Raw genomic sequence first — 25,783 nt, 5'->3', positions numbered from 1 at the left:
CGAGCGGCGGGGGCAGGGAGGTCCCTCTTCAGACGACGCGGGTGAGCGCCGGCCACAGCCCGTCGGGGCCGTCGGCCAGCAGCCCGACGCCCAGCACCGTGGACCAGGTGAGCTCCGACCCCGCCTCGTCCCGCCACGACCAGCACCGCCGCGTGAGGTGGTGCAGCCGGTGCTCCTGGGTGAACCCGATCGCGCCGTGCACCTGGTGGGCCAGCCGCGCGACCACCTCGACCGCCGCACCGGCGCGCACCTTCGCCGCCGCCGCGGCCAGGACGACGTCGCGGGCGGTGGGCTCGCCGGCACCGGCCAGCGCCTGGACGGCGGCGTCCACCAGCGCGGTGACCGCGGTCACCTCCCCCGCCATCTCCGCGAGCTCCATCTGCACCGCCTGGAACCGCGCGATCGGCCGGCCGAACTGCTCCCGCTCACCGGCGTACCGCACCGTCTGGTCGAGCACCTGCTCCAGCGCCGCCGACAGCTGCACCGCCCGGGCCAGCGCGAACCGCGCCCGCACCTCGGCGACCCGCGCCGGGGTCAGCAGCGCGCCACCGGCCGGGGCGCCACCGAGCACCAGGGACCCGCGCGGCTCCCCGGCGAGGTTGCGCGACCCGCTGGTCGCCAACCCCTCGGCGTCCACCAGCGCCAGGACGCCGCCCTCGATGCCCGCCGGCGCCGCCGCGAGGACCGCGACGTGCCGCGCCACCCCCGCCCACGGGACGTCGGTGGCCGTCCCGGTCAGCCTCCAGCGCCCCGGCCCGTCACCGTCGTCCACCGGCTCGGCGTGCACCACGCCCTCGGTGGCGATCGTCAGCGGCTCCTCGGGCGAGGGCAGGTCCAGGTCCGCGGCCAGCAGCGCCGGACCGGCCACCAGCAGCTGCTCGGCCACCGGCACCGCGGCCGCACCGGCGGCCAGCGTCCGCACCACCGCGATCGCGTCGGCCAGCTCACCGCCGGAGCCACCGGCCTCCTCGGGCAGCCCGACCCCGGTCAGCCCGGCGTCGGCCAGCTCGGCCCACAGCCCGGCGTCCCACGGCCGCTCGGCGGTCAGTGCGAACGGCTCGTGCGCGGCGAGGACGTCCCGGACGGTCGCGACCACCAGGTCCTGTTCCGACATCAGCGCAGCCCCAGTCCGCGCGCCACGATCCCGCGCAGGATCTCGTTGGTCCCACCCCGGAGCGTGTAGCCGGGCGCGTGCAGTTGCGCCTCGGCCAGCGCCCGGCCCAGCGGGTCCGGCGAGTCCAGGGACGGCGTCACCGCGACCACCCGCCGCACCTCGTCGATGACGTCGGCCTCGAACGTCGTCCCCACGTCCTTGACCAGCGCCGCGGGGATGTCCGGCAGCTCCCCCCGGTCCAGCGCGGCGGCGATCCGCAGGGACAGCTGCCGCAGCGCCAGCAACCGCGCCGACAGCCGGCCGAGGGTGGCCTGCTGCGCGGCGTCGCCGGAGTCGCAGGCGCGGCGGGCGAACTCCGCGATCAGCGGGTAGGTCGACAGGAACCGCTCCGGCCCGGACCGCTCGAACGCCAGCTCCGCGGTCACCTGGTGCCAGCCCGCGCCCTCCTCGCCGAGCAGCATGTCGCCGGGGACGACGACGTCGTCGAAGACCACCTCGTTGAAGTGGTGCCCGCCGTCGAGGATCCGGATCGGGTTGACCGTGATGCCGGGCAGCGACAGGTCGACCAGCAGCTGGGAGAGGCCCTGGTGCCGGCCGCGCGGCCCCTCGCCCGGCGGCGAGGTGCGCACGAGCACGATCCCGTAGTGCGAGGCGTGCGCGTTCGACGTCCACACCTTCGCCCCGGTGACCACCCAGTCGCCGTCGGCGTCGCGGGTGGCGCGGGTGCGGATGGAGGCGAGGTCGGAGCCGGAGTCCGGCTCGCTCATCCCGATGACGAAGTAGCACTCCCCCGCCGCGATCCGCGGCAGGATCTCCTGCCGCTGCGCCTCGGTGCCGTACCGCAGCAGGTTCGGCCCCGACTGCCGGTCGGCGATCCAGTGCGCCGCCACCGGCGCCCCCGCGGCCAGCAGCTCCTCGGTCACGGCGTACCGCTCCATCGCCGAGCGCTCGTGGCCGCCGTAGCGCCTCGGCCACGTCATGCCCAGCCACCCGCGCTGCCCGAGCTTCCGCGAGAACGCCGGGTCGACGCCGGACAGCCAGGTGTCGACGTGCGTGGTGAACGTGCCGGCGGCCAGCTCGGCGGCGAGGAACTCCCGCACCTCCGCGCGCACCTGTTCGGCGGCCTCGGACGGCGGCGCGGGCGCCAGGGCCAGCGAGCTGCTCATGCGGTGCGATCCCCCCACGTCGGTGTGGCCTTCCCCGACGTCGGTTCTACAGGCCCCCGCCGCCGACGGCTCCCGGAGCGCTCCGCGCGCCGGGTCAGTCGCTGGTCGCGTCGTCGTCGGTGTCGGGACCGCGGGTCAGCTGGCGGAGCTCGGAGACGACGTCCGTCGCGACGGTGGCCAGCGAGGTCACCGCGCCGGACACCAGCCGCCGCACGCCGGCGCCGTCGAGGCCGATCAGCGCGCCGAAGCCGGCGGCGACGTCCACGCCGGGGAACGACGTCGCCGGGGTCTGCCCGTGCCCCTCGGCCAGCTCCGGCGACCAGCGCATCGCGTCACCGGACATCGTGATGTCCCCGGTGGCCCCGTCGATCGACTCGATGACCGGGTTGGGCGCCCCCGGGTCCGGCGAACGTTCCATGGCCGCCTCCCGCGCCGCACGTGCCCTGTGCCGATGGTCGCGCGGGAGTGGTGTCCCGCGCTAGGGCAGCCGCGTGATCGCCAGGAGCGCCACGTCGTCGGCGCGCGCCCCGGCGGCGAGGTCGGCCACGAGTTGGTCGCACAGCCGGTCCGGGTCGGTCGTCGCGGCCCGGGCGGCCGCCTCCAGGAGGGCGTCGAGGCCGACGTCCAGGTCGGCGTCGCGGCTCTCCACGAGCCCGTCGGTGTAGAGCACGAGCGTGGCCCCGGGCGGCAGCACGCCCGCCCACTCCGGCGCAGGTGCCGGCGCCGGCGGCGCGCCCAGCATCCGGCTGGGCCGGACGTCGAGCAGCTCGGCGTGCCCCTCGGACACCAGCAGCGGCGGCAGGTGCCCGGCCGAGGCGACGCGCAGCTGGCCGGTGGCCGGGTCCAGCGAGGCGAACAGCGCCGTCGCCATCCGCTGCAGGCCGAGCAGGGACCACCCCGCCTGCAGCCGGTCGATGACCGCGCTCGGCGGTGGCCGGTCGCCCAGCAGCGCGCGGTAGACGCTGCGCAGCTGCCCCATGACCGCGGCCGCGGTGATGTCGTGCCCGACGACGTCGCCCACGGCCAGCCCCACCTCGTCCCCGGGCAGCAGGACGACGTCGTAGAAGTCGCCGCCCACGTCGGCGCCGTAGCTGGCCGCCAGGTACCGGACCGCGACCGCGAGCCCCGGCACCGACGGCGGGGCCGGGGGCAGCAGGCCGCGCTGGAGGGTGTGGGACGTGCGCGCCTCCAGCTCGAAACGCTGGGCCTTGTCCACGACCAGCGACACCTGCAGCGCCAGCTGCTCGGCCACCTCGACGTCGGCGGCGGTGAAGGGGCCGCGCCGGCGGTCGGCGGCCAGGGTGAGCACGCCGAGCGCGCGCCCCTGCGCCAGCAGTGGCACACAGACCATGGCCCGCAGGTCCAGCGACCGGGCGATCTCCAGGTGCCGCTCGTCGCTGGTGATCTCCGTCAGGAACCGGTCGGTGATCTCCCGGACCCACACCGTCCGGCCCTCCACCATCGCCCGCATGCTCGGGTGCGGGCCGCTGGGGTGCGGCAGGTGCCGCTGCTGCAGCTCGGCGACCAGTTGCTGCCGCGCGGGGTCGCCGTGGCGCACCGCGGGCCGGGTGAGACCGGCCTCGGTGGCCAGGTCGATGACGCAGACGTCGGCCAGCCGGGGCACCGCCAGCTCCGCCAGCCGCTCGGCGGTCTCGGCCACCCCGCCGGCGGAGGCCATCAGCCGTGCGGCGTCGAGCAGGAAGGCCGAGCGCGCCGCCTGCCGCGCCGTCTCCTCGTACAGCCGCGCGCGCTCCAGCGCCTGACCGGTCTGCCGGCCGACCGTGTCCAGCAGCTCCACGTCGGCCCGCGGCAGGGACCCCCGCTGCCCGGGCTCGGTTAGGTCGACCAGCTCGCTGTCGCCCACCGCGCCGAGCAGCAGCACCAGCGCCCCGAGGTGGCGGCTGTCGGCGTTGACCGAGACGACGACCAGCGCCTCCTGGCCGGCCTCGGCCATGGCCCGGGCGAGCTCCGGCCACACCGCCCGCATGCCCGCGCCCAGCGGGACCGTGTGCACCCCGCCGCCGCGCACCAGCTCCGCCCCGCCCGCCGCGGCGGCGCCCATCGCGCACAGCAGCTCCTCGGGGATGCCGTCGCTGGCGACCAGCTCCACCGGCGGCAGCGACGTCCCCGGGCGCGTCTCCGCGCGCCGCTCGGCGGCCAGCCACAGCCCCGCCCCGCTGGCGCCGACGGCCTCCCTCGCCCGGGCGACCACCACGTCGGCCACCTGGCGCGCGGTCGTGGCCGCGGCGAGGTCGGAGACCACCTGCTGGACCGTGCGGGACCGCGCCTCGGACTCGGCGGCCGCGCGCTGGGCGGCCAGCAGGGCCCGCTCGTACTGTCGGCGCGACGTCGCCTCGAACACCGTGGCCCGCAGCAGCACCGGCCCGCCGGCGTCGTCGCGGACCTCCACCACGTTCACCAGGCACGGCAGCAGCGACCCGTCACCGCGGACGACGTCGAGCGCCACCTCCCGCACCGCGCCCTGCAGCCGCAGCAGCGGCGCCAGGTGGGTCTCGTAGAACACCCGCCCGCCGATGCTCAGCAGCTCCTGGAACCGGGTGCCGAGCAGCTCCCCGGCGGCCCGGCCGGTCCACTCGCAGAAGGTGCGGTTGACCTTGACCACCCGGCCGTCCGGGAGCGTCGAGACGTACCCGCAGGGCGCGCTCTCGTAGAGGTCGGCGGGGTCCTCGTCGAGCAGCCGGTACAGCCCCTCCGGGCGCTCGGGCGGCTGCGGGCCGCTGCGTTCGTCCATGGCCACGCCTCAGCAGGAGAGGAAGGCCCGGATCGCCGCCGCGGTCTCCTCCGGCGCCGACAGGTGCGGGCAGTGCCCGGTCGCAGCCAGCTGCGTGAACACGCTGCCGGGCACGTGCTCGTGCACGTAGCGGCCGACCACCTCGGGGGCGATCGCGTCGGCGCTGCACTGCAGCACCAGCGTCGGCACGGTGACGCCGGGGAGGTCCGCGCGGTTGTCGGACAGGAAGGTGACCCGGGCGAACTGGCGGGCGATGTCGGGGTCGGTGCGGCAGAAGCTGTTGGTCAGCTCGGCGGCGAGCTCCGGGCGGTCCGGGTTGCCCATGATCACCGGCGCCATGGCCTCGGACCAGCCGAGGTGGTTGCTGTCGAGGGACTCGAGGAGGCCGGCGATGTCGGCGCGCGAGAAACCACCGGTGTAGTCGCCGTCGTCGACGTACCGGGGGTTCGGGCCCACCATGACCAGGGCCCCGAACAGCTCCGGGGCCTGCTGCACGGCCAGGACGCCCATCATCGCGCTCACCGAGTGGCCCACGAACACGACGTCGTCGAGCTCCAGCTCCCGGCACAGCTCGACGACGTCGCCGGCGTACCCGCGCAGCGACCCGTACTTGGCCGGGTCGTAGGCGGTGAGGTCGGACCGCCCGGACCCGACGTGGTCGAACAGGACGACGCGGTGGTCGACCTCGAACTCCGGAACCACGAAGCGCCACATCGACTGGTCGCAGCCGAACCCGTGGGCGAAGACCATGGGTCGCGCGCCCGCCGGACCGCTGACACGGACCCGGTTGCGCATGATCACGTCCACCGCCTGACGGTAGCCGCACGGACCCCTCCGTGTCCCGGCCACCGGCACGCCGACCACGCGGCTGGGCGCGGGACGCTACCGCGCCGCCGTCGTCCGGCTGCGGGGCGCGCCGCCCGCCCCCTGAGCGGGGTTCAGTAGCGGGAGGTGCCGCAGTCGGCGCAGCGCTTGCGCGGCGGGTGGGTGACCTTCTGGCAGTTCGGGCAGGTCCAGGCGTTGCGCTCCGGGCGCGGGCGGGTCCGCGCCCCGGTCGCGCGACGGGTCCGGCGGGAAGTGGTCTGCGTCGTCATGGCTGCCTCCTCGGGTGTACGCGGACGACGGTAGGTAGCAGACGTGTCACGCAGGTGACCTGCGGGTTGCCGTCCTGGTCGCCCGCTGTGACCTCGGCAGCAGCAGGCGGTCCGGGCGCCGATGAGATCCGGGCGCGCGGGCGGTCGGGAGGGTGTGCGCGCCACCTTCGCCCTCGTGCCCGGAGCCGGCGGGCAGGCCTGGTACTGGCACCGGCTCGTGCCCGAGCTGCGCCGGCGGGGCTGTGCCGCCGTGCCGGTCGAGCTGCCCGTCGGGGACGACGCCGCCGGCCTCCAGCGGTACACCGAGGCGGTGCTGGACGCGCTCGACGGCTGCCGCGACCGGCCGCTGGTCGTCGTCGGCCAGTCGATGGGCGGGCTCACCGCCCCGCTGGTCGCCACGCGCGTGCCGGTCGACCTGCTGGTCCTGCTCAACGCGATGGTGCCGCGGCCGGGCGAGAGCGGCGGGGACTGGTGGGCGGCCACCGGCCAGGCCGACGCGCAGGCGCAGGCGGCCCGGGACGACGGCCGGCCGTACGACCCCGGGGACCTCGACGCCGCCTTCACCCACGACGTCCCGGCCGAGGTGCTGGCCACCGGCCCGTCCGCGTCCGCCCAGTCGGCCACGCCGTTCGCCGAGCCCTGGCCGCTGGAGCGCTGGCCCGACGTCCCCACCCGCGTGCTGGCCGGGCACGACGACCGCTTCTTCCCCCCGGCGTTCCAGCGGCGGGTCGCCGCCGAGCGGCTGGGGCTGCCGGTCGACGAGGTCCCCGGCGGGCACCTGGTCGCGCTCAGCCGCCCGGTCGAGCTGGCCGACCGGCTGGTCGCGTACGTGGCGGCCCTCTGACCGCGGCGACCACGCCAGGATGCGCACGGCGGTCGCCTCCCGGCCGCCGTCCGCCAGCGCAGGAGGTCCCGTGACACCGACGTCGCCGTCCGCCCGTCCCGCCGCCGGGATCGGCCCGCCGCCCCCGTTCGACCCGGAGTGCGCGATCGCCCTGGAGCAGTTCGCGGACGCGTTCTCCACCCCGCTCACCGCGGAGGTGGTCCCGGCCCTCCGGCAGGCCGAGCTCATGCCGCGGCCGACCGACGACGACCTGCGCCGCGGCGGCGCGTTCACCGTCGAGGAGCGGTCCGTCCCCGGACCGGAGGGCGCGCCGGAGATCTCCCTGCTGATCTGCCGGCCGACCGCAGCGACCGGCCCGACGCCGGCGGTCTTCTACACCCACGGCGGCGGGATGGTCATCGGCGACAACCGTTCCGGGGTCCTCGGCGCGGTGGAGCACGCCGAGGAGCTCGGGATGGCGGTCGTCTCGGTCGAGTACCGGCTGGCCCCGGAGACGCCGCACCCCGGCCCGGTCGAGGACTGCTACGCCGGGCTGGTCTGGACCGCCGAGCACGCCGGGGAGCTGGGCATCGACCCGGCGCGGATCGTGGTCGGGGGCGTGAGCGCCGGTGGCGGGCTGGCCGCCGCGCTCGCCCTCATGGCCCGCGACCGCGGCGGCCCGGCACTGGCCGGTCAGCTCCTGGTGTGTCCCATGCTCGACGACCGCAACGACACCGTCTCCGCCCACCAGATGGCCGGCCTCGGCGTCTGGGACCGCACCGCGAACGACACCGGGTGGACGGCGCTGCTGGGCGCGGCGCGCGGCGGCCCGGACGTCTCCCCCTACGCCGCGCCGGCCCGCGCCACCGACCTGTCCGGGCTGCCACCGGCGTTCGTCGACGTCGGGTCGGCGGAGACCTTCCGCGACGAGGACGTCGCCTACGCCACCCGCATCTGGCAGGCCGGCGGGCAGGCCGAGCTGCACGTGTGGCCCGGCGGCTTCCACGGCTTCGACGGCTTCGCGCCGGAGGCGGCCATCTCGCGGGAGGCGCGGGCCGCCCGCACCCGCTGGCTGCGCCGGCTGCTGGCGGGCTGAGGGCTCCACCCCGTCGTGGGGGCGGGCGCCGGGCGCCTGCCCCCACCGGTGGGAATGCGGGGGCACCATGGGCGTTTGCCTTGTCCCGTGCCTGTTCCTCCGCAGGACGACGCCGACAGAGAGAGCGCAGTGCCGACGACGCAGCCCGAGGTCGTTCCCCATCCCGACATCGACACCGAACAGCAGTACGTGAAGGAGCTCTACGGCCGGCTCGACGCGGCCCGCGACCTGGCCTCGCGCCGGTTGCGGCAGGCGATCTCCTGGCCGGCGGTCGACCCCCAGGCCCTGCAGGAGCGCGACGCCACGGTGCGGTTCCAGACCGAGCGGGTCACCGCCCTCGACGCCGCCGAGGCCGGCCTGTGCGTCGGCCGGATCGACCGCACCGACGACGGCCCGCTCTACATCGGCCGGATCGGCCTGGCCGCCGACGACGCCGACGGCGACCCCGCCCTGGTCGACTGGCGGGCGCCCGCCGCCCGGCCCTTCTACACCGCCACCCCGGTGCACCCGCTGGGCGTCTCCCGCCGGCGGCACATCCGCACCCGCGGGCGCACCGTCGTCCGGCTGGACGACGAGGTCCTCACCGGCGGGGTGGCGACCTCCGGCCTGACCGGCGAGGCCGCGCTCATGGCCGCGCTGGACACCGCCCGCACCGGCCGGATGACCGACATCGTCCGCACCATCCAGGCCGAGCAGGACCGCATCATCCGCGCCGACGACCGCGGCGTCCTCGTCGTCCAGGGCGGGCCGGGCACCGGCAAGACCGCCGTCGCCCTGCACCGCGCGGCCTACCTGCTCTACACCCACCGCGAGCGGCTGGCCCGCCGCGGCCTGCTCGTCGTCGGACCGACGCCGACCTTCCTGCGCTACATCGCCGACGTGCTGCCCTCCCTGGGCGAGACCGGGGTGCTGCTGTCCGGGCTGGGCCAGCTGCGCCCCGGCCTGGACGCCCGCGGCGTCGAGGCGCCCGAGGTGGCCGCGGTCAAGGGCCGGCTGGAGATGGTGGAGGTGCTGCAGGCGGCCGTCACCGACCGGCAGGTCGTGCCCGACGGCCCGCGCGAGGTCACCATCGACGGCTTCGTGCTGCGGCTGCGCCCGATCGACGTCCGCCGGGCCCAGAACGGCGCCCGCAAGGCCGACCGGCTGCACAACCTCGCCCGCCCGGAGTTCGCCCGCCGCGTCGTCGACACCCTGGCCAAGCGGTACGCGGAGCGGATCGGCGCCGACGTCCGCGGCGGGGTGAACCTGCTCGACCGGGAGGACGTCGCCGCGCTGCGCAAGGAGGTCGCCGAGGACCACGCCGTCCGGGCGCTGGTCGAGGAGCTGTGGCCGGTGCTCACCCCCGAGCGGCTGCTGCGCGACCTCTACGCCGACCCGGCCCGCATCGAGCGCGCCACCCCGGGGTGGGACGACGCGACGCGGGCGCTGCTGCACCGCGCTGGTCCTCCTCCCACCCACCCAGCCGCCTGGACGCCGGCCGACGTCCCCCTGCTCGAGGAGGCCGAGGAGCTGCTCGGCTACGACGACAGCGCCCAGCGCGCCCGCGCCGAGCGGGACCGCCGCCGCCGGCTGGCCGAGGCGCAGGAGACCCTCGACGTGCTGCACGGCTCACGGTCGGTCGACCTCGAGGACGAGCACCTCGAGGCCGAGGTGCTCAGCGCCGGTGACCTCATCGGCGCCGAGGAGCTGGCCGAGCGGCACCAGGCGGTCGACACCCGCACCACCGCGGAGCGGGCGGCGGCCGACCGCACCTGGACCTTCGGCCACGTCGTCGTCGACGAGGCGCAGGAGCTCTCCCCGATGGCGTGGCGGCTGCTGGTCCGCCGCTGCCCGACCCGGTCGATGACCGCCGTCGGCGACCTCGCGCAGACCGGCACGCTGGCCGGCGCGTCGGCCTGGGCGCAGACCCTCGAGCCGCACGTCGGCGACGCGTGGCGCCTGGAGGAGCTCACCGTCAACTACCGCACGCCGGCCGAGATCATGGCCGTCGCCGCCGACGTGCTCGCCGCCGGTGGCACCGGCGCGACCGCGCCGCGGTCGGTGCGGCCCGGCACCGAGGCCCCGTGGGCCGAGGTGACCGGCGAGGAGGCGCTGGCCGGCCGGGTCGCCGACGTGGTCGCCGGGTGGGCGGAGCACGAGGGCACGACCGCGGTCGTCGTGCCCGGGAGCCGCGTCGCCGCCGTGGCCGCCGCGCTCGCCGGTCGGGTGGACGGCGTCTCCACCGGTGCGGACGCCGACTCCTCACTCGGCCCGGTGGTGATCACCCCGGCCGAGGCCAAGGGCCTGGAGTTCGACGCGGTCCTGGTCGTCGATCCGCAGGGGGTGCTCGACGAGGGGGTCCGCGGGCACAACGACCTCTACGTCGCGCTCACCCGCTCCACCCAGCGGCTCGGCGTCCTCTCCCCCGGTGCGCTGCCCGCGGCGCTGGCCCGGCTCGGCTGACCTGTCCGGGGAGGGACCGCCGTCCCTGCCCTCCCGGACAGCTCAGCCCCGGGCGAACGGCCCCCGCAACGCCGCCCACTGCAGCAGCATGACCGTCTTGGCATCGGCGATCCGCCCGTCGTCGACCATGGCCAGCGCCTCGGTGAACGGCAGCTCCAGCACCTCGATGTCCTCGCCCTCCTCGGCCAGCCCGCCCCCGGCACCGGTGCGGTCCGCGGCCGTGTAGGGGGCGGCGTAGAAGTGCAGCCGCTCGGTCACCGAGCCGGGGCTCATGAAGACGTCGAAGACGCGCTCGAGCGGCCCGACCGCCACGCCGAGCTCCTCCTCGGCCTCCCGACGGATCGCGGTGTCGGGGTCGTCGTCGTCGAGCAGGCCGGCCGCGGTCTCCACCAGCAGCCCGTCGGGATGGCCGTTGACGTAGGCCGGGAAGCGGAACTGCCGGGACAGCAGCACGGTGCCGCGCGCGACGTCGTGCAGCAGGATCGTCGCGCCGTTGCCGCGGTCGTAGGTCTCCCGCCGCTCGGTGGTCCACCGCCCGTCGGCGTGCCGGTACTCGAACGTGGTCCGGCGCAGCACGTGCCAGGCGCTGGCCAGGAGCTCGACGTCGGTGACCCGGACGTCCGGGTTGCCGGTGAGCTCCCGCCCCACCCGGTCCAGGCCGACGCGCCCACGGGCGTCGGGGACGTCGATGCCGGGGACGTGCACGGTGGTCGTCATACCGCCCGACCATAGTGCAGAATCATGCACGAACAAGGAGGAACGCGCATGCTCGCTGCCCACCGTCGGGACCTGCTGCTCGACCGGCTGCGGACCGACGGCCGCCTCGTCGCCAAGGACCTGGCCGTCGAGCTCGGTGTGTCGGAGGACAGCGTCCGCCGTGACCTGCGCGAGCTCGCCGCGGCCGGGCTCTGCCAGCGGGTCTACGGTGGGGCGCTGCCGGTGTCCCCCGCGATCGCCGACCACGCCGCCCGCCGGGCGGTCGCCGTCGAGAGCAAGGAGCGGGTCGCCGCGCGCGCGGCGGAGCTGGTCCGGCCCGGGAGCACCGTGCTGCTGGACGGCGGCACGACGGCGCTCGCGGTCACCCGCGCGCTCCCGCGTGACCTGGTGGCCACCGTCGTCACCCACAGCCCCGCGGTCGCGGTCGCCCTGGCGGAGCTGCCCCGCGTCGAGGTGCAGGTCATCGGCGGACGGCTGTTCAAGCACTCGGTGGTGGCCTGCGGCGCCGCCGCCGTCGAGGCCGCCACGCTGGTCACCGCCGACCTCTTCCTCCTCGGTGTCACCGGCGTGCACGCCGAGGCCGGGCTCACCACCGGCGACGCGGAGGAGGCCGCGATGAAGCGGGCGCTGGCCCGACGTGCCGCCGACACCTACGTGCTGGCCAGCCGGGAGAAGGTGGGGGCCGCCTCGCCCTTCCTGGTCCTCCCGCTCGCCGCGGTCACCGGGGTGGTCACCGACGCACCCGCGGACGCAGCCGCCGTTCAGGACCTCCGCGCCGCCGGCGTCCAGCTGCTGGAGGCCTGAGCGGCCCTCCGGTGTGTGGGCCGGGCCGGCTCAGGAGCGGCGGACGGTGGGGTGGCGGCGCCGGGCCAGGTGGGTCAGGCCCTCCTGGGCGCAGGCCACGAACGTGGCGACGACGAGCACGAGCACGCCGAGCCCGACCAACCCCATGCCGCCGGTGGTGGCGACGTCGAGCTCGGCCCAGACCAGGCCGACGACCAGCACCAGCAACCCGACGACCCCGGCCAGCGGTGCCAGCCACCTGCCCATGCCGTTCCTCCCCCCGTGGCGCGCTTCCTCCGCGCGGCCGGCCCGATCAGACCACGGACGGATCGGGCCGGGATCCGCCCTCGGCGTGCCCGCGACGGAGAGCCACCGGCCGACTGCGGTCACGCGGAGGTCCCCCGCACCCGCAGGACCACGCCGCTGCGGGGCAGGGCGGGGATCCGCCGCAGCGAGATCGTGAGGTCCTGCTCGGGTACCTCGACGTCGAGGCGGGCCAGGCGGACGGCCAGCGCCGACAGCACGGCCACGGTGATCCGCTCGCCGGGGCAGCGGTGGTTGGTGCGCGGATCGCCGGCACCCTGCGGCACGAGCTCGTACGCGCCGATCTCCCGGTCGAGGAACCGCTCGGGCCGGAACGTGTACGGGTCGCCCCACAGCTCGGCGTCGTGGTCCTGCCCGTAGAGGTCCAGCAGGACCATCGCGTTGGCCGGGATGCGCTCGCCGTCCCACTCGACCGCGTGCGGCGCCCGGCCGCCGATGAACGGCGCGAACGGGTAGAACCGCCGCACCTCGTGCGCCCACGCCTCCGCGAAGGCACGGTCCCCCGAGGCCAGCCGCTCGCGGTGCTGCGGCCACCGGGCCAGCGCGTGCCCCGAGAAGGCCAGGAACCAGCTGATCGCCACCGTCGGCCGGACGACGTTGAGCAGCTCGACGGCGGCCGTGTGCGGGTCGAGCTGCTCACCATCGGCGTCCCGGTGCCGGGCGACGACGTCGACCCCCGAGCCCGTGGGCACCGTCGCCTCGCCGCGACGTACCTCGTCCACCAGCCGGGCCAGGCGGGCCTCCTGCCGTCCCCGGGAGCGCCGGGCGCGCCAGTGCCGCGGGCCGCCGGTGGCGAAGCCGTCGACCAGCGCGGTGAGGTCACGGGCGACCGCGGGGACCTCGTCGTCGGTCAGCGGGACACCGGCCCAGGCGCAGACCGCCCGGGTGAGCACGACCCGCGCCTCCTCGAACAGCACGATCTGCTCCCGCTCCACCCACCCGGGGACGGCGGCGTCCCACGCGGCGGTGGCCCGCTCGACCAGCGGGTGGATGCGGTCGTCGTCCATGAGCAGGGCCACGAACATCGCCTTGCGGACGCGGTGCTCGTGCCCGTCGAGGGTGTGCACGGCGCCCTTGCCGAACAGGGTCCCCTGCACCGGCTCCGGGATGGCGTGCGCGCGGCGGACGTGGTCCTCGTCGTAGAGGAACCGGGCCGCGTCGGGACCCACGATGCCGAACGCGGGGAGCCCGCCGAGCCGGGTCGGGACGGTGCGCCGGCCCAGCTGCCGCCGCTTGTCGGGCAGCCAGGCGTAGCCCTGGGCGAGCAGCCGGACGGTGTCGTCGAGGCGGGGACGGCGCATGAGCCGGACCGTGCCCAACCCGGACGGGGGGCTAACCGCACATCTCCCCGGGGCACACCCGCGCATCGGCACAGGGCACGTCCACGGACGGGCACGGACGGCGTCAGCCGGGACGCTGCTGCTGGAGCCGGTCGTCCTCGACGTCGGTCGCGCCGTCCGCCGGGGCCGGCCCGCGTCCCGAGCCGCGGACCGGCGAGCCCAGCCGGCGCAGCAGCGCGGCCACCTCCCCCGTGGCCGCCGTGCCCGGCTGCGCGGGCATCGCCGCCTCCACCGCCCGCAGGGCGTCGGCCAGCGCCCGCTCCTCGTCGTTGAGCAGGCCGCGGTAGGCCCGGTCGAGCAGGTAGCCGGTCGGAGGGGTCGACAGGCAGCAGATCAGGTCGAGCAGCACCTCGAGCAGGCGGGCCGCCTCGGCCGCGGGTGTGTCCGCGGGCGACATGGCGACGGTCTCGACGTCCCGCTCCCACAGCCGGGCCCGCGCCGGGTCCTCCTGGAGCGCGAGCACCGTGCCGCTGCGCCGGCGGGCCGCGGTGCCGCGGCCCTGGCCGGCACTGCGCACCTGGTGGGCGATGCGGATCAGGTCGTCGTCCTGCATCGAGGTGCCGACGAAGAGCACGTGCCGGGTGAGCAACAGCGAGTGCAGCACCCCCGCCAGCGCCGCCCGCGAGTCACCGAACTGCAGGTACTCCTCACGGGTCAGCACGATGCTCTCCGGGTGCGCGGCGTCACCGTGCAGCTTCAGCAGCCAGGGCCGGCCCGGCTCGGCCTCGTCGAACGGGAGGACCGAGAGGTCGCGGCCGATGTCGGCGGCGGCGAGCTCGACGAGGGGGTCGTAGTTGGTCGTGACGAACTCCTGCACCGGCAGGTCGGCGATCAGCGCGTGCGCCAGCGCGTACCGGGCGGGGCCGAACCGTTCCTTGACGAAGGACTCCAGCCGCTCCCGCCCCAGCTCCCGGGCCAGCAGTGCCGCGGCGTCCTGGGCGGGCAGTCGGGTCAGCCCCTCGCGCAGCGCGCCGGTCAGCCCCGAGCACTCGGCCAGCTCGTCGAGCAGCTGCTCCCAGGTGGGCAGGCCGGCCGCCGCGCTCACGCCGGCGCCGACGAACGCGGCCAGCTGGCCGCGCCGGGCCCGCTCACCGAGGTCCTCCGCGAGCTCCCGCAGGTGCTGGGGGAGGTCCCAGCTGTCCGTCTCGCCGCGACGCACCCGCTGCGCGGCGGCGAGGTCGCTGGGCCCGTGCAGCACGAGCGCCACGTCGAAACCGTGCTCCGCGGCGGCCTCCCGCAGCACGGGCAGCAGCTGCTGCAGCAGCGTGCCGCGCCGGCCGGCGGCCCCGCCCCAGCCGGTGCCCAGCGCCGGCAGCGCCACCAGCCGGCGGGCCCGGCCGAGCACCGGCGCGGACGGCTCCCGCCGGGCGACGGCGGCCAGGGCCTCCCGGGCACCGTCGAGCAACCAGGGCAGTGCCCGGTCGGGGTCCCGGTCACCGCGGTCGACGGTGTCCACCAGCCACAGCCGGCGCGCGCCGTCCGCGGGCACCGTCCGCACCCGCTCCTCGCCGTCCCACCGCAGGTCCAGGCAGAGACCGGCATCGTCCTCGCTGAGCACCAGGCCGGTCGGGAGGAGCTCGCGCCAGCCGCTGGTCACCCGCAGGGAGCGGTCGGTCGGCACGAGGACGTCGTCACAGACCAGCCGGCGCAGATCCGCCCCGACGACGAAGACGTGTCCACCCACGCACCCGGGGTTGCCCCTCCGCCGCGCCGGTAACCGGAACGGAGCCGGGACGTTCGACCGGCGTGGGGCCGAGCCGTCCGGGCGGAGCCGCTCCGGCCGAGCGGCTCAGGGGCAGCCGCCTCGCGCCGAGCCGGTCAGGCCGAGCCGGTCAGGCCGAGCCGCAGCCGCCGGCGCCGCAGGCACAGCCGGCGCACCCGGCCGGCCGCACCGGGGCCGGGGGCGTCGCCGCGAGGGTCCGGAGGTTCATGGCGCCGACCAGGAGGGACACGCCCAGCAGGCCGACGCCGAGCGCGGCCACCACCGCGGCGCCCTCCGCGGCGCGGCTCCAGGTGGTGGCGACACCGGTGACCACCAGCAGGCCGGTGACCAGCACGCCCCACACCAGCGCGGCCTGGGCGTTGCGGCGGACGGCGCCCGCGCGGGCGAGCAGCACCAGCGCGCCGGTGAGCAACCCGGCCGGCACGCCGACCAGCAGCACCCAGCCGGCCGCGGTCGCGGAGAGCACGGCCACCACGACCGCCGCCAGCCCCGCGACGGCCACCGCGGCGGCTCCACCCCGGGCCCGCCCGCCGGCGCGGGCCAGCAGCAGGCCACGGCCGGCGGCCAGGACCCCGATCGCGCCGAGCAGCAGGCGCTCGCCGCCGTCCCAGAACACCGCGACGACCGCGAGGACCACCAGCGCGAGACCACCGGCCAGCCACCGCGGCCACGTCCGGCGGGCCGCCTCAGGGGTCGTCCGCTCCGCTGTCAACACCGATCCGCCGTTTCCCACGGGTGCCAGTGTCCCTCACGCCCGCCCGGGCACCCCCGTGCGACCGGCCACTCCCCGGGCAGGTGCCCCGCGACGCTCCGACCAGCGGCGGAGCCTCCGCTGTGCCACGCTGACCTCCCCCACGAGTCGTGGAGGAAGGAGCCGGCCATGAGCGGGCACGGGACGATCGGGTCGGCCGCGGGCGCGGCCGACCGGGCGGGCAACAGCGACGCCCTGGAACACCTGGCCCGGGTGGGTCTGATCGCGTACGGCGTCGTCCACCTGCTGATCGCCTGGCTGGCGCTGCAGCTGGCCTGGGGCGGCGGGAGCGGCGAGTCGGCCGACCAGTCCGGAGCACTGGCCACGCTGGCCGAGCAGCCCCTGGGCAGGCCGCTGCTGTGGGTGCTCGCCATCGGGCTCGTCGCGCTGGCGGTGTGGCAGGCCGCGGAGGTGCTGCGCTGGCGCGGCGGCCTGTCGGCCACCGGCGACGCCCGGAAGAAGGCGGTCAAGAAGATCGTCAAGTCGGTCGCGAAGGCCGTCGTCTACGCCGCCCTCGCCGTGCTGGCCATCCGCTTCGCCACCGGCGGCGGGCAGTCCTCGTCCTCGTCCCAGCAGCAGCAGACCGCCGGCGTCTTCGGCTGGCCGGCCGGTCGGTGGCTGGTCGGGCTCGTGGGGCTGGTCGTGATCGGCGTCGGGGTCTACCACGTCTACAAGGGCGTCTCGAAGCGCTTCCTCAAGCAGATCGACCTCGGCCAGGCCCCGCCCCGGACGCGGGACCTGGTGGAGAAGCTCGGCCTGGTCGGCTTCCCGGGCAAGGGCGTCGCGCTGGGCCTGGTCGGCGGTCTGCTGGTCTACGCGGCGGTCACCTTCGACCCGGCCAAGGCCTCCGGTCTGGACGGCGCGCTGCGCACCGTCCTCGACGCCCCGTTCGGCCGGGTGCTGCTCACCCTGGTCGCGCTCGGCATCGCCGCGTTCGGCGTGTTCTGCTTCGTCCGGGCGCGCTACCCCGAGCGGACCTGAGACAGGTCCCCGGACCCGACGACCCTGCAGGGGCGCTAGGTCCGGGGACCGCCGGCGACGTAGACGACCTGGCCGGAGACGAAGCCGGCGCCCTCGCTGACGAGGAACGAGACGGTGTGCGCGACGTCCTCGGGCCGGCCGGCGCGGCGGACCGGGATCGCGGCGGCCCGCTGGGCCACGTAGGGCTCCCACTCCTCGCCGATCCGGGCGGCCGTCGCCCGGGTCATCTCGGTCACGATGAAGCCCGGCGCGACCGCGTTGGCCGTGACGCCGAACCGGCCGAGCTCGATGGCGAGGGTCTTGGTGAAGCCCTGCAGGCCGGCCTTGGCCGTCGCGTAGTTGACCTGCCCCCGGTTGCCCAGCGCCGAGGTGCTGGAGAGGTTGACGATCCGGCCCCACCCGGCGTCGACCATGTGCCCCTGCACCGCACGGGTCATGAGGAACGAGCCGCGCAGGTGTACCCGCATGACGACGTCCCAGTCGGCGTCGCTCATCCGGAACAGCAGGTTGTCCCGGGTGACGCCGGCGTTGTTCACCAGCACCACCGGTGGGCCGAGCCCGGTGGCGATCCGCTCGACGGCGGCCTGCACCTGAGCGGCGTCGCCGACGTCGGCGCCCACGGCCAGCGCCCGCCCGCCGGCGGACTCGATCCCGGCGACGGTCCCGCGGGCGTCGTCCTCCCGCAGGTCCAGCACCGCCACGGCGAACCCGTCGGCGGCCAGCCGGCGCGCGGTGGCGGCGCCGATGCCGCGGGCGGCCCCGGTGACGATCGCGACGCGCTGCGAGGGCTCACTCATGCCGGGATCTCCTGGGGGTGGTCGGGGCTCCGGGCGCATCCTGCCCGGAGCCCCGACCCACGTGCGAGGGGGACCGGCCGTCACACCCGCTCGAAGAGCGCGGCGAGGCCCTGCCCGCCGCCGATGCACATCGTCTCCAGGCCGTACCGGGCGTCGCGGCGCTCCATCTCGCGCAGCAGCGTGGCGAGGATGCGGCCGCCGGTGGCGCCGACCGGGTGGCCCAGGGAGATGCCCGAGCCGTTGACGTTGGTGCGCTCCCAGTCGGCGTCGGTGAAGCCCCACTCGCGCGCGACGGCGAGCACCTGGCTGGCGAACGCCTCGTTGAGCTCGATCAGGTCGACGTCGGCGAGCTTGACGTCGGCCAGGGCCAGGGCCTTGGCGGTGGCCGGCACCGGGCCGATGCCCATGGTCTTCGGCGGCACGCCGCCGACGCCCCACGAGACCAGCTTCGCCAGCGGGCGCAGCCCGAGCTCGGCGGCCTTCTCCGGGGAGGTGACGACGCAGACCGCGGCGCCGTCGTTCTGGCCGCTGGCGTTGCCCGCGGTGACGGTGGCCTCGGGGTCGTCCTTGCCCAGGATCGGGCGTAGCTTGGCGAGGGTCTCCACGCTGGAGTCGGGGCGGATGTGCTCGTCGCGGTCGACGACCGTCTCGCCCTTCCGCGACGTGATCGTCACCGGCACGATCTCGTCGGCGAAGCGACCCGCCTCGGTGGCGGCGGCGGCGCGCTGGTGGCTGCGGACGGCGTACTCGTCCTGCTCCTGGCGGCCGATCGAGTACTCGCGCCGCAGGTTCTCCGCGGTCTCCAGCATGCCGCCGGGCACCGGGTGGTTCCTGCCGCCGGCGGTGACCCGGCCGCGGGCCAGGCCGTCGTTGAGGAGCACGCCGGGACCGGCCTTGACGCCCCAGCGCATCGCGGTCGAGTAGAACGGCGCGTTGCTCATGGACTCCGCGCCCCCGGCCAGGACGACGTCGGCGGCGCCGGACTGCACCTGCATCGCGGCGTAGACGACCGCCTGCAGCCCCGAGCCGCAGCGCCGGTCGATCTGCAGACCCGACGCGGTGACCGGCAGGCCGGCGTCCAGCGCGGCGACGCGGCCCAGCGCCGGGGCCTCCATCGTCGGGTAGCAGTGACCCAGCAGGACGTCGTCCACCGACTCCGGCGGCAGCCCGGTGCGCTCCATCACCGCACGGATCACCGTGGCGGCCAGGTCCTGGACGGGTACGTCGCGGAGTGAGCCGCCGAAGCCGCCCACCGGGGTCCGCAGGGGCTCGCAGATGACCGCATCACGCACGGGGTCCTCCTCGTCAGTCCGTGTTCGCGGGGCCTGCTCCGCGCCCCGGTCAGCTCCTCGCACGGTCCTCGCTGCGATGCTCCCGGGGCTGTCGCAGTCCACGTCAGCGCCGCTGAGTCTCCTCCTCCGCCGCTCCCGCCGGGCAGGGGCCCCGCGCACGTCGCGCGCGGAGTCGGCGCGGCCTCCGTAGGGTGCCGCGGTGGCCTGGAGGCGAGCGGTGTTCACGTTGTTCGCGGTCGCGGCCGGCACGAACGTCCCGACTCCCCTGCTGCTGGTCTACCAGGAACGGCTCGACCTCTCCCCCGAGGTCCTGACCGCGCTGTTCGGGTGCTACGCCGCCGGCCTCGTGCCCGCCCTGTTCCTAGCCGGACCGCTGTCGGACCGGCTGGGCCGGCGCCGCGTCGCGCTCCCGGGCGTGGTCCTCGCCGGGCTCGCGTCGCTGGCCTTCGCCGCGGCCGGCGGGTCGCTGGCGCTGCTGTTCGCGGCCCGGTTCCTGCAGGGCGTGGTCAGCGGCGTCGTGTTCAGCGTCGGCAGTGCTTGGGTGGCCGAGCTGTCCGTCACCTCCGGGGAGGGCGCGGGCGGACGGCGGGCTGCGGTCGCCATGACCGCGGGCTTCTCCCTGGGGCCGCTGACCAGCGGGCTGCTGGGTCAGTTCGCGCCGGCGCCCACGGTCCTGCCCTACCTCCTGCACACCCTGCTGGTGGGTGCGGGCCTCGCCCTGGCCGTGCGACTGCCGGAGACGGTCGTCCGACACGCCGCGGGACGACCGGCCGCCGACACCCCCGAGGTCCCACTGCTGCCGTCGGGCAGCCTGGGGCTGGCTGCGACCGTCCTCGCCCCCGTCGCGGTCTGCGTCTACGCGTTCCCCTCGTCGGTCATCTCCGCCGTGCCGCTGCTGGGCGAACTGCCGGCGGGTGGGGTCGCGGTCACCGGCGTCCTCGCCGGGGTGACGCTCGGCGCAGGAACCCTCGTGGCCGGCCTGCAGCGTCGGCTGGGTCCCTGGACCGCCGTCACCGGGGCCGCCCTCGGCGCGGCCGGTTTCGCCACCGCGGCGCTCTTCGTGGCCAGCGGCGCCTGGCCCTGGCTGCTGGCCGCGGCGCCCCTGCTCGGGTCCGGCGGCGGCCTGTGCCTGGCGGCCGGTCTCACCGTCACCGGCCGGCTCGCCGCGCCGACGCGCCGGGGCGAGTTGACGTCGGTGTTCCTGGCGTGCGCCTACCTCGGCTTCGCCGTCCCGTTCCTCATGGCGGCCGCGGCCCGGTCGGCACCGGCCTGGGTGCCGCTGCAGGTCGCCGCGGTGCTGACCGCACTCCTCGCCCTCCGGCTGGTCCCGGTGGCCCGCCGCGGCCGGATGTGAGCCGGTCGCGCTCCGGACGACGGACGGCGCCCCCTCCGGGAGGAGGGAGCGCCGCCGCAGATCAGCCAGGGATCAGCGGAGAGCCTGCGCGAACTCCCCCTCGAACGCGTCCTGGACGACGGTGGCGCCGCCCGGGACGTCGGCCGGCCGCAGGATGAAGCTCTGCGTGCTCGGCGAGCGACCGGTCTCGAAGCCGTCGATCGGCACGACGAGGCCGCCGGTGTCGATGTCCTGGAGTTCGTTGAACGCGGCCACCACGCCCTCCCGGGTCAGGTCGCCGTTCTCGCAGGCCGCGTCGAGGACCTGCTTCATGAGCGCGCTCATGCCGTACCCGACCAGCACGCCGAGGCTCGGCTGCACGTTGGGGTAGGCCTCCTGGTACTGCGCCAGCAGCTCGGGCTGGGCGTCGAAGGCCGAGACCGGGCTGGCCACGTAGAGGTTGTCCTTGAGCGCCTGGGCGGCCGGCCCCTGCAGCAGACCCGGCGCGAAGACCGGGTTGCTGCCGATGATCGGCACGTTCAGCCCCTGGGCCGCCGCCACGCCGGCCGCGGACGCGGTCTGCGTCGGCGCCACCGTCAGGGCGATGGCGTCGACACCGGCCGCGGCGAACTGGGTGATCTGCGCGGTCATGTCCTGGTCGGTCGCCTTGATCTGCGCCGGGATGATGGTCAGGTCCCGCTCCTCGGCCACCGCCTCGCTGCCGGCCAGGCCGTTCTCGCCGTACTCGCCCTCGAAGTAGATGTGCCCGACGGTGTCGCCCTCGGACAGCAGCCCCTGGTCGAACATGTAGGCGTACCCGTTGGCGATCTCGACGTCGTAGGTGGCGCCCACGACCCCGGTGCCGGGGATCTCGGTCAGGGTGCGCGCCCAGGCCGACGGGAAGTTCACGATCTGGTCGGCCTCGTACTCCGGGGCCAGGGCGGTGTTGATCGGCGACCCGATGGTCTGCTGCATCGCCAGGATGTTCGGCTCCATCCCGCTGTACAGCTGCACGCCCGTCTGGGGGACGTAGCCGGTGTCCTGGATGTCGAGCTCCACGTCGTAGGTGTCGCAGACCTGGTTGTCCTGCCAGAACAGCTGGTTGGCGTTCGTGATGTCCTGGCCGAGCGCGGCGAACACACCGGTCAGGTCGGTGAGGACGCCCAACCGGATGGTCGTCCCCTCGACGCCGACGTCGGTCTGGACGTCGGCGCCCGAGCCTCCCTCTCCCCCTCCGCCGCCGGCCTCGGGAGCCCGGGTGCTGCAGCCGGCGGTCGCCACGACGACGGCCGCGGCGACCGCGGTGGTCGTGCGCAGAGCCTTGCCTGTTCTCATCTGGTGTCGCTCCCTTGTGCTGGTCGGTCGGAGGGGGTCGGTGCGGAGCCGGGTTGCTCCGGGGGTGGGGTGGTCACTCCGCCACGGGCGGGGGCACGGCCCCGGCGGAAGCGTGCGGTGAGGCGCTGTGCGATGCCGGCCAGCCCGGCGGGCTCGAACAGGACGACGAGGATGATCGCGGCCCCGTAGAGGAACCGGGCCGCGAAGCCGGCGGAGATGCCGCCCTGCCCCGGTGCGCTGACCAGCGGCAGCACGTCGGCGTACTGCTGGAACAGCAGCGGGAGCGCGGTGACGAACAGCGCGCCGAGCGCCGCACCGCCGACCGACCCGAGCCCGCCCAGCACGATCATCGCCAGGTACTGGATGGAGACGACCAGCGTGAAGGACTCCGGGGCGATGCTGCCGATCGACAGCGCGTAGAGGACCCCGGACAGGCCGGCGTACATCGAGCTGACCAGGAACACCCGGGCCTTGTAGGCCTGCACGTTGACGCCCATGACCGACGCCGCGACCTCGCTGTCCCGCAGGGTCTGCAGTGCCCGGCCGGGCCGGCTGCGCAGCAGGTTCCGGGCGAAGACGTAGGCGGCCAGCGCCAGGACCAGGCCGAGGTACCACAGCCGCTCGGCCTCCCGGAACGGGATGCCGAGGACGAACAGCTGCGGGTCGCTGTTGCCGAACGAGAAGCCGAACAGGGAGAACTCGGGCGCCGAGCGGCCGTTGAAGCCCCCGGTCACCGGCGTCCAGGTGTTGATCACGTGGACGCCGATGAACACCAGGCCGAGCGAGGCGACGCCGAGGTAGATGCCCCGCAGCCGCGCCGCGATCGGGCTGAAGAGGAGCCCGGCGAGTCCGGCGAGCAGGACGCCGACGATCATCCCGACGACGGGCGGCAGCCCCAGCCCCTGCAGGCCGGCGCGGGTACCGAGCCCGCCGGACTCACCGGAGATGTAGGTGTAGCTCACCGCCCCGACGGCGAGGAAGAACGCGTGCGCCAGTGACAGCTGACCCGTCGTGCCCACGAGCAGGTTCAGGCCGATGGCGCCGATGGCGGCGCCGAACACCGCGAACCCGGTGCGCAGCCAGAACTCGTCGAAGTACAGCGGGAACACCAGCAGGAACACCAGCAGCGCGGCGACCAGGACCCACTTGACCACCGCGCCGCGGCTGCGGGTCCGTGCCGGCCGGGACGGGGTGGACCCCGTGCCGGTCGCACCCGCCGGCCGGGAGACGGTCCGCTCAGACACGGGTCAGCTCCCTCGTGCCGAAGAGCCCCGACGGTCGGACCAGCAGGACGGCGATCATCACGACGTACGGCACGACCTCGCCGAAGCCGCGGCCCAGGAAGAGCAGCTGCTCCTGGTACCCGGCGGCCAGGGACTCGGCCACCCCGATGAGCAGGCCGCCGACCAGTGCTCCCCCGGTGGAGTCCAGCCCGCCCAGGATGGCCGCCGGGAAGGCCCGCAGCGCCGTGGCGTACACGGCCGAGCTCACCCCGGGCGTCGGGCTGCCGACCAGGAACAGGGCGGCCACCCCGGCGAGGACGCCGGCGACGACCCAGGCCAGCGCGGAGACCCGGCCCTGCCGGATGCCCATCAGCGCCGCGGTCTCGCCGTCCTCCGCCGACGCGCGCATGGCCACGCCCCAGCTGGAGTACTTGAACGCGACGAAGAAGGCGGCGATGAGCAGCCCGGCGACGACCATGGCGATCAGCCGGTTCTGGGTGATCCCGATGCCGCCGATGCGGACCGACTCCCCACCCCACGGGTGCGGCACGTTGAGGATGTCCGGCCCGATCCGGCGGATCAGCTCGGTCAGCAGGATGATGTCGACGCCGATGGTGACGATCGCCAGGCTGATGACCGGGGCCCCGCGGAGGCGGTTGATGATGAACCGCTCCACGAGGAACGCGGCCAGTGCGGTCACCACCAGGCCCACGAGCACGGCGAGCAGGAAGCCCAGCGGTTCGGACAGCCGCGCGATCGCGTAGGCGCCCAGCAGCAGCAGCGAGCCGTGGGTGAAGCTCACGACCTCGCTGGCCTTGAAGATGATCACGAAGCCGAGCGCGATCAGCGCGTAGATGGCGCCGAGCGACAACCCGTTGAGCAGGAGCGAGAGGAACTGGGTCACGAGGTCGTCCTCGGCGTGTCGGAGGGGTGGTGTGCGGCGGCCTCGGCGGGCGTCTCGTCGTCGCCCGAGCCCAGGTAGGCGCGGATGACCTCGGGGTCGGTCTGCACCTCGGCGGGCGTGCCGTCGGCGATCCGGCGTCCGAAGTCCAGGACGGTGACCCGGTCGGCCAGGGACATGACCATCCCCATGTCGTGCTCGACCAGGACGATCGAGATGCCGAGTGCCGAGCGGATCTCGCGGATCGCCTCGGCCATCCGGCCGGTCTCCTCGGCGTTCATGCCGGCCACCGGCTCGTCGAGGAGCAGCAGCCGTGGCTCGGTGCACAGTGCGCGGGCCACCTCCACGCGCTTCTGGTCGCCGTAGGAGAGGACTCCGACCGGGGTGTGCAGCTTGTCGCCCAGGTCGAGGAACTCCGCGATCTCCCGGATCCGCTCGCCGTGCACCCTGCCCTCGCGGGTGGCGCGGGGCAGCCGGAGCCCGGAGGAGAGGAAGCCCGCCTTCGTGAGGTGGTGGCGGCCGAGCATGAGGTTCTCGGCGACCGACTGCGTGCCGGAGAGGGCGATGTTCTGGAACGCCCGGGCCACGCCGACCCCGGCGATCTGGAACGGCCGCATCTGGTCCAGCCGCGCGTCGCCGAAGCGGACCTCGCCCTCCGCGGCCCGGTACACCCCCGACAGGACGTTGAACATGGTCGACTTGCCGGCGCCGTTGGGGCCGATGACCGCGTGGATGGCCCCCGGCGCGACGGTGAAGGACACGTCGTTGAGGGCCCGGATGGCCCCGAAGCGCACGCTGACGTGCTCGACCTCCACCGGCGGGACGTCGGACCGGGTCTGCACGTCGCCGGCCGCGGTCACGCGGTCCACCGGGAGAGCGTGCGGCGCGGGCCGCGGGTGGCCTGCCCGGCGGCCACGGGGTCGCCGTGGCCCAGGTAGAGCCGCTGCACCTCGTCGGTGCGCGCGAGGTCGGCAGCCGGTCCCGACAGGGAGACGCGGCCGACGTCGAGGACGTAGGCCAGGTCGGCGACCCCGAGCGCCATCGTGGCGTTCTGCTCGACCAGCAGCACGGAGGTGCCCTGCCGGTTGATCTCGGCCACCACCTCGCCGATCTGGCCGATGACCCGCGGGGCCAGCCCCAACGAGGGCTCGTCGAGGAGGAGCAGCTTGGGGCTGGCCATGAGCGCCCGCCCGATGGCCAGCATCTGCTGCTCACCCCCGGAGAGCAGCCCCGCCCGCTGGCCGCTGCGCTCGGCCAGCACGGGGAACAGGTCGTGGACCCGGGCGTGTGCGGCGGCCTTCGCGGCGCGGTCCCGGTTGCCCATGCCCCCGGCCCGCAGGTTCTCCTCGACGGTGAGCCGGCCGAAGATCCGCCGTCCCTCCGGGACCTGGACGACGCCTCGGCGGACGATCTGCCCGGCGTCCCGCCCGGTGAGGACGTCGCCGTCGAAGCGCACGCTGCCCTCGTCGACCCGCCCGCGGTGCAGCCGCAGCGTGCCGGAGATGGTCCGCAGCAGTGTGCTCTTGCCGGCGCCGTTGCTGCCCAGGACGGCGACGACCGCCCCGTCGGGCACCTCCATGGTCACGCCGCGCACCGCTTCGACGGCGCCGCCGTAGGTGACCCGCAGGGAGTCGATGCTCAGCATGCGGGACGCACCCCGGCCGCCCCCGGCGCAGCGGCCGACGTCCGTCGGGCACGGTGCCGCAGAGCGGTGTCCACATGTGATCCAGAACACATGGTCGGAGACTGTAAGGGCGCCACGCGCCCATGCGTCCAGCGCCCGCGCGCATCGTGAC

At 75.6% G+C, this 25,783-nt stretch carries 24 protein-coding genes; 6 read left to right on the top strand and 18 right to left on the bottom strand.

The annotated features are described in order from the left end of the window. Nucleotides 1-28 precede the first annotated feature (28 nt). The 6 genes from ACI78V_RS08190 to ACI78V_RS08165 all read right to left on the bottom strand — a co-directional run bounded on the left by ACI78V_RS08190 (nt 29) and on the right by ACI78V_RS08165 (nt 6,126). Nucleotides 29-1,114 carry an acyl-CoA dehydrogenase family protein gene (locus ACI78V_RS08190; protein WP_456850342.1) on the bottom strand — a complete coding sequence of 362 codons (1,086 nt, stop codon included), beginning with the start codon at nt 1,112-1,114 and terminating at the stop codon, nt 29-31. After that, a complete protein-coding gene (locus ACI78V_RS08185) occupies nt 1,114-2,280 on the bottom strand; it encodes an acyl-CoA dehydrogenase family protein (protein ID WP_456850341.1) in 1,167 nt (388 codons plus the stop codon). Before ACI78V_RS08185 ends, ACI78V_RS08190 begins: the two co-directional genes overlap by 1 nt. 94 nt (nt 2,281-2,374) lie before the next feature. Continuing rightward, nucleotides 2,375-2,698 carry a hypothetical protein gene (locus tag ACI78V_RS08180; protein WP_456850340.1) on the bottom strand — a complete coding sequence of 108 codons (324 nt, stop codon included), beginning with the start codon at nt 2,696-2,698 and terminating at the stop codon, nt 2,375-2,377. Between the two features lie 60 nt (nt 2,699-2,758). Beyond that, a complete protein-coding gene (locus tag ACI78V_RS08175; RefSeq protein WP_456850339.1) occupies nt 2,759-5,032 on the bottom strand; it encodes a SpoIIE family protein phosphatase in 2,274 nt (757 codons plus the stop codon). A gap of 9 nt (nt 5,033-5,041) precedes the next feature. Beyond that, on the bottom strand, nt 5,042-5,839 hold the full coding sequence (locus ACI78V_RS08170; RefSeq protein ID WP_456850338.1) for an alpha/beta fold hydrolase: 798 nt from the start codon (nt 5,837-5,839) through the stop codon (nt 5,042-5,044). A 131-nt stretch (nt 5,840-5,970) separates the two neighbouring features. Next, on the bottom strand, nt 5,971-6,126 hold the full coding sequence (locus tag ACI78V_RS08165; protein ID WP_456850337.1) for a hypothetical protein: 156 nt from the start codon (nt 6,124-6,126) through the stop codon (nt 5,971-5,973). Nucleotides 6,127-6,280: 154 nt separating this feature from the next. Here ACI78V_RS08165 and ACI78V_RS08160 point away from each other — a divergent pair, with 154 nt between their 5' ends. The 3 genes from ACI78V_RS08160 to ACI78V_RS08150 all read left to right on the top strand — a co-directional run bounded on the left by ACI78V_RS08160 (nt 6,281) and on the right by ACI78V_RS08150 (nt 10,487). Further along, a complete protein-coding gene (locus ACI78V_RS08160; protein WP_456850336.1) occupies nt 6,281-6,970 on the top strand; it encodes an alpha/beta fold hydrolase in 690 nt (229 codons plus the stop codon). Between the two features lie 70 nt (nt 6,971-7,040). Further along, nucleotides 7,041-8,045 carry an alpha/beta hydrolase gene (locus ACI78V_RS08155; RefSeq protein ID WP_456850335.1) on the top strand — a complete coding sequence of 335 codons (1,005 nt, stop codon included), beginning with the start codon at nt 7,041-7,043 and terminating at the stop codon, nt 8,043-8,045. A 129-nt stretch (nt 8,046-8,174) separates the two neighbouring features. Then, on the top strand, nt 8,175-10,487 hold the full coding sequence (locus ACI78V_RS08150; protein WP_456850334.1) for a HelD family protein: 2,313 nt from the start codon (nt 8,175-8,177) through the stop codon (nt 10,485-10,487). A 42-nt stretch (nt 10,488-10,529) separates the two neighbouring features. Here ACI78V_RS08150 and ACI78V_RS08145 read toward each other — a convergent pair whose 3' ends face one another. Further along, nucleotides 10,530-11,204 carry an NUDIX domain-containing protein gene (locus ACI78V_RS08145; protein ID WP_456850333.1) on the bottom strand — a complete coding sequence of 225 codons (675 nt, stop codon included), beginning with the start codon at nt 11,202-11,204 and terminating at the stop codon, nt 10,530-10,532. 48 nt (nt 11,205-11,252) lie between these two features. Between ACI78V_RS08145 and ACI78V_RS08140 the strand changes: the two genes are divergently transcribed. After that, entirely contained in the window at nt 11,253-12,008 is a 756-nt protein-coding gene (locus ACI78V_RS08140; RefSeq protein ID WP_456850332.1) for a DeoR/GlpR family DNA-binding transcription regulator, read from the top strand. Between the two features lie 30 nt (nt 12,009-12,038). Here the strand turns inward: ACI78V_RS08140 and ACI78V_RS08135 are convergent, their stop codons facing one another. The 4 genes from ACI78V_RS08135 to ACI78V_RS08120 all read right to left on the bottom strand — a co-directional run bounded on the left by ACI78V_RS08135 (nt 12,039) and on the right by ACI78V_RS08120 (nt 16,107). Beyond that, nucleotides 12,039-12,254: a hypothetical protein gene (locus tag ACI78V_RS08135; RefSeq protein WP_456850331.1), complete on the bottom strand. Its 216-nt coding sequence runs from the start codon at nt 12,252-12,254 to the stop codon at nt 12,039-12,041. Nucleotides 12,255-12,373: 119 nt separating this feature from the next. Continuing rightward, nucleotides 12,374-13,612: a cytochrome P450 gene (locus tag ACI78V_RS08130; protein ID WP_456850330.1), complete on the bottom strand. Its 1,239-nt coding sequence runs from the start codon at nt 13,610-13,612 to the stop codon at nt 12,374-12,376. Nucleotides 13,613-13,715: 103 nt separating this feature from the next. After that, the gene (locus tag ACI78V_RS08125) at nt 13,716-15,335 is read right to left on the bottom strand and encodes an SIR2 family protein (protein WP_456850329.1); all 1,620 of its coding nucleotides are present in this window, start codon (nt 15,333-15,335) and stop codon (nt 13,716-13,718) included. 148 nt (nt 15,336-15,483) lie between these two features. After that, on the bottom strand, nt 15,484-16,107 hold the full coding sequence (locus ACI78V_RS08120) for a hypothetical protein (protein ID WP_456850328.1): 624 nt from the start codon (nt 16,105-16,107) through the stop codon (nt 15,484-15,486). Nucleotides 16,108-16,254: 147 nt separating this feature from the next. Between ACI78V_RS08120 and ACI78V_RS08115 the strand changes: the two genes are divergently transcribed. After that, a complete protein-coding gene (locus ACI78V_RS08115; protein WP_456850327.1) occupies nt 16,255-17,106 on the top strand; it encodes a DUF1206 domain-containing protein in 852 nt (283 codons plus the stop codon). Between the two features lie 35 nt (nt 17,107-17,141). On the opposite strand, the gene fabG is transcribed toward ACI78V_RS08115, so the two are convergent. Further along, nucleotides 17,142-17,903 (bottom strand): 3-oxoacyl-ACP reductase FabG, encoded by a 762-nt coding sequence (gene fabG / locus ACI78V_RS08110; RefSeq protein ID WP_456850326.1) that lies wholly within the window; start codon nt 17,901-17,903, stop codon nt 17,142-17,144. 80 nt (nt 17,904-17,983) lie between these two features. Then, nucleotides 17,984-19,195: an acetyl-CoA C-acetyltransferase gene (locus ACI78V_RS08105; RefSeq protein ID WP_456850325.1), complete on the bottom strand. Its 1,212-nt coding sequence runs from the start codon at nt 19,193-19,195 to the stop codon at nt 17,984-17,986. Between the two features lie 199 nt (nt 19,196-19,394). Between ACI78V_RS08105 and ACI78V_RS08100 the strand changes: the two genes are divergently transcribed. Further along, entirely contained in the window at nt 19,395-20,549 is a 1,155-nt protein-coding gene (locus ACI78V_RS08100) for an MFS transporter (RefSeq protein WP_456850324.1), read from the top strand. Between the two features lie 72 nt (nt 20,550-20,621). Here the strand turns inward: ACI78V_RS08100 and ACI78V_RS08095 are convergent, their stop codons facing one another. Genes ACI78V_RS08095 through ACI78V_RS08075 form a run of 5 tightly spaced genes read right to left on the bottom strand, consistent with a single transcriptional unit; the run spans nt 20,622 to nt 25,632 of the window. Continuing rightward, entirely contained in the window at nt 20,622-21,863 is a 1,242-nt protein-coding gene (locus ACI78V_RS08095) for an ABC transporter substrate-binding protein (protein WP_456850323.1), read from the bottom strand. Beyond that, entirely contained in the window at nt 21,860-23,107 is a 1,248-nt protein-coding gene (locus tag ACI78V_RS08090; RefSeq protein WP_456850322.1) for a branched-chain amino acid ABC transporter permease, read from the bottom strand. Before ACI78V_RS08090 ends, ACI78V_RS08095 begins: the two co-directional genes overlap by 4 nt. Beyond that, on the bottom strand, nt 23,100-23,990 hold the full coding sequence (locus ACI78V_RS08085; protein WP_456850321.1) for a branched-chain amino acid ABC transporter permease: 891 nt from the start codon (nt 23,988-23,990) through the stop codon (nt 23,100-23,102). Before ACI78V_RS08085 ends, ACI78V_RS08090 begins: the two co-directional genes overlap by 8 nt. Further along, nucleotides 23,987-24,856 carry an ABC transporter ATP-binding protein gene (locus ACI78V_RS08080; protein WP_456850320.1) on the bottom strand — a complete coding sequence of 290 codons (870 nt, stop codon included), beginning with the start codon at nt 24,854-24,856 and terminating at the stop codon, nt 23,987-23,989. Before ACI78V_RS08080 ends, ACI78V_RS08085 begins: the two co-directional genes overlap by 4 nt. Continuing rightward, entirely contained in the window at nt 24,844-25,632 is a 789-nt protein-coding gene (locus ACI78V_RS08075; RefSeq protein WP_456850319.1) for an ABC transporter ATP-binding protein, read from the bottom strand. Before ACI78V_RS08075 ends, ACI78V_RS08080 begins: the two co-directional genes overlap by 13 nt. Between the last annotated feature and the right edge of the window lie 151 nt (nt 25,633-25,783).

Source organism: Geodermatophilus sp. SYSU D00742 (genome assembly GCF_054049935.1).
This window is presented reverse-complemented; position numbering and strand designations above follow the sequence as displayed.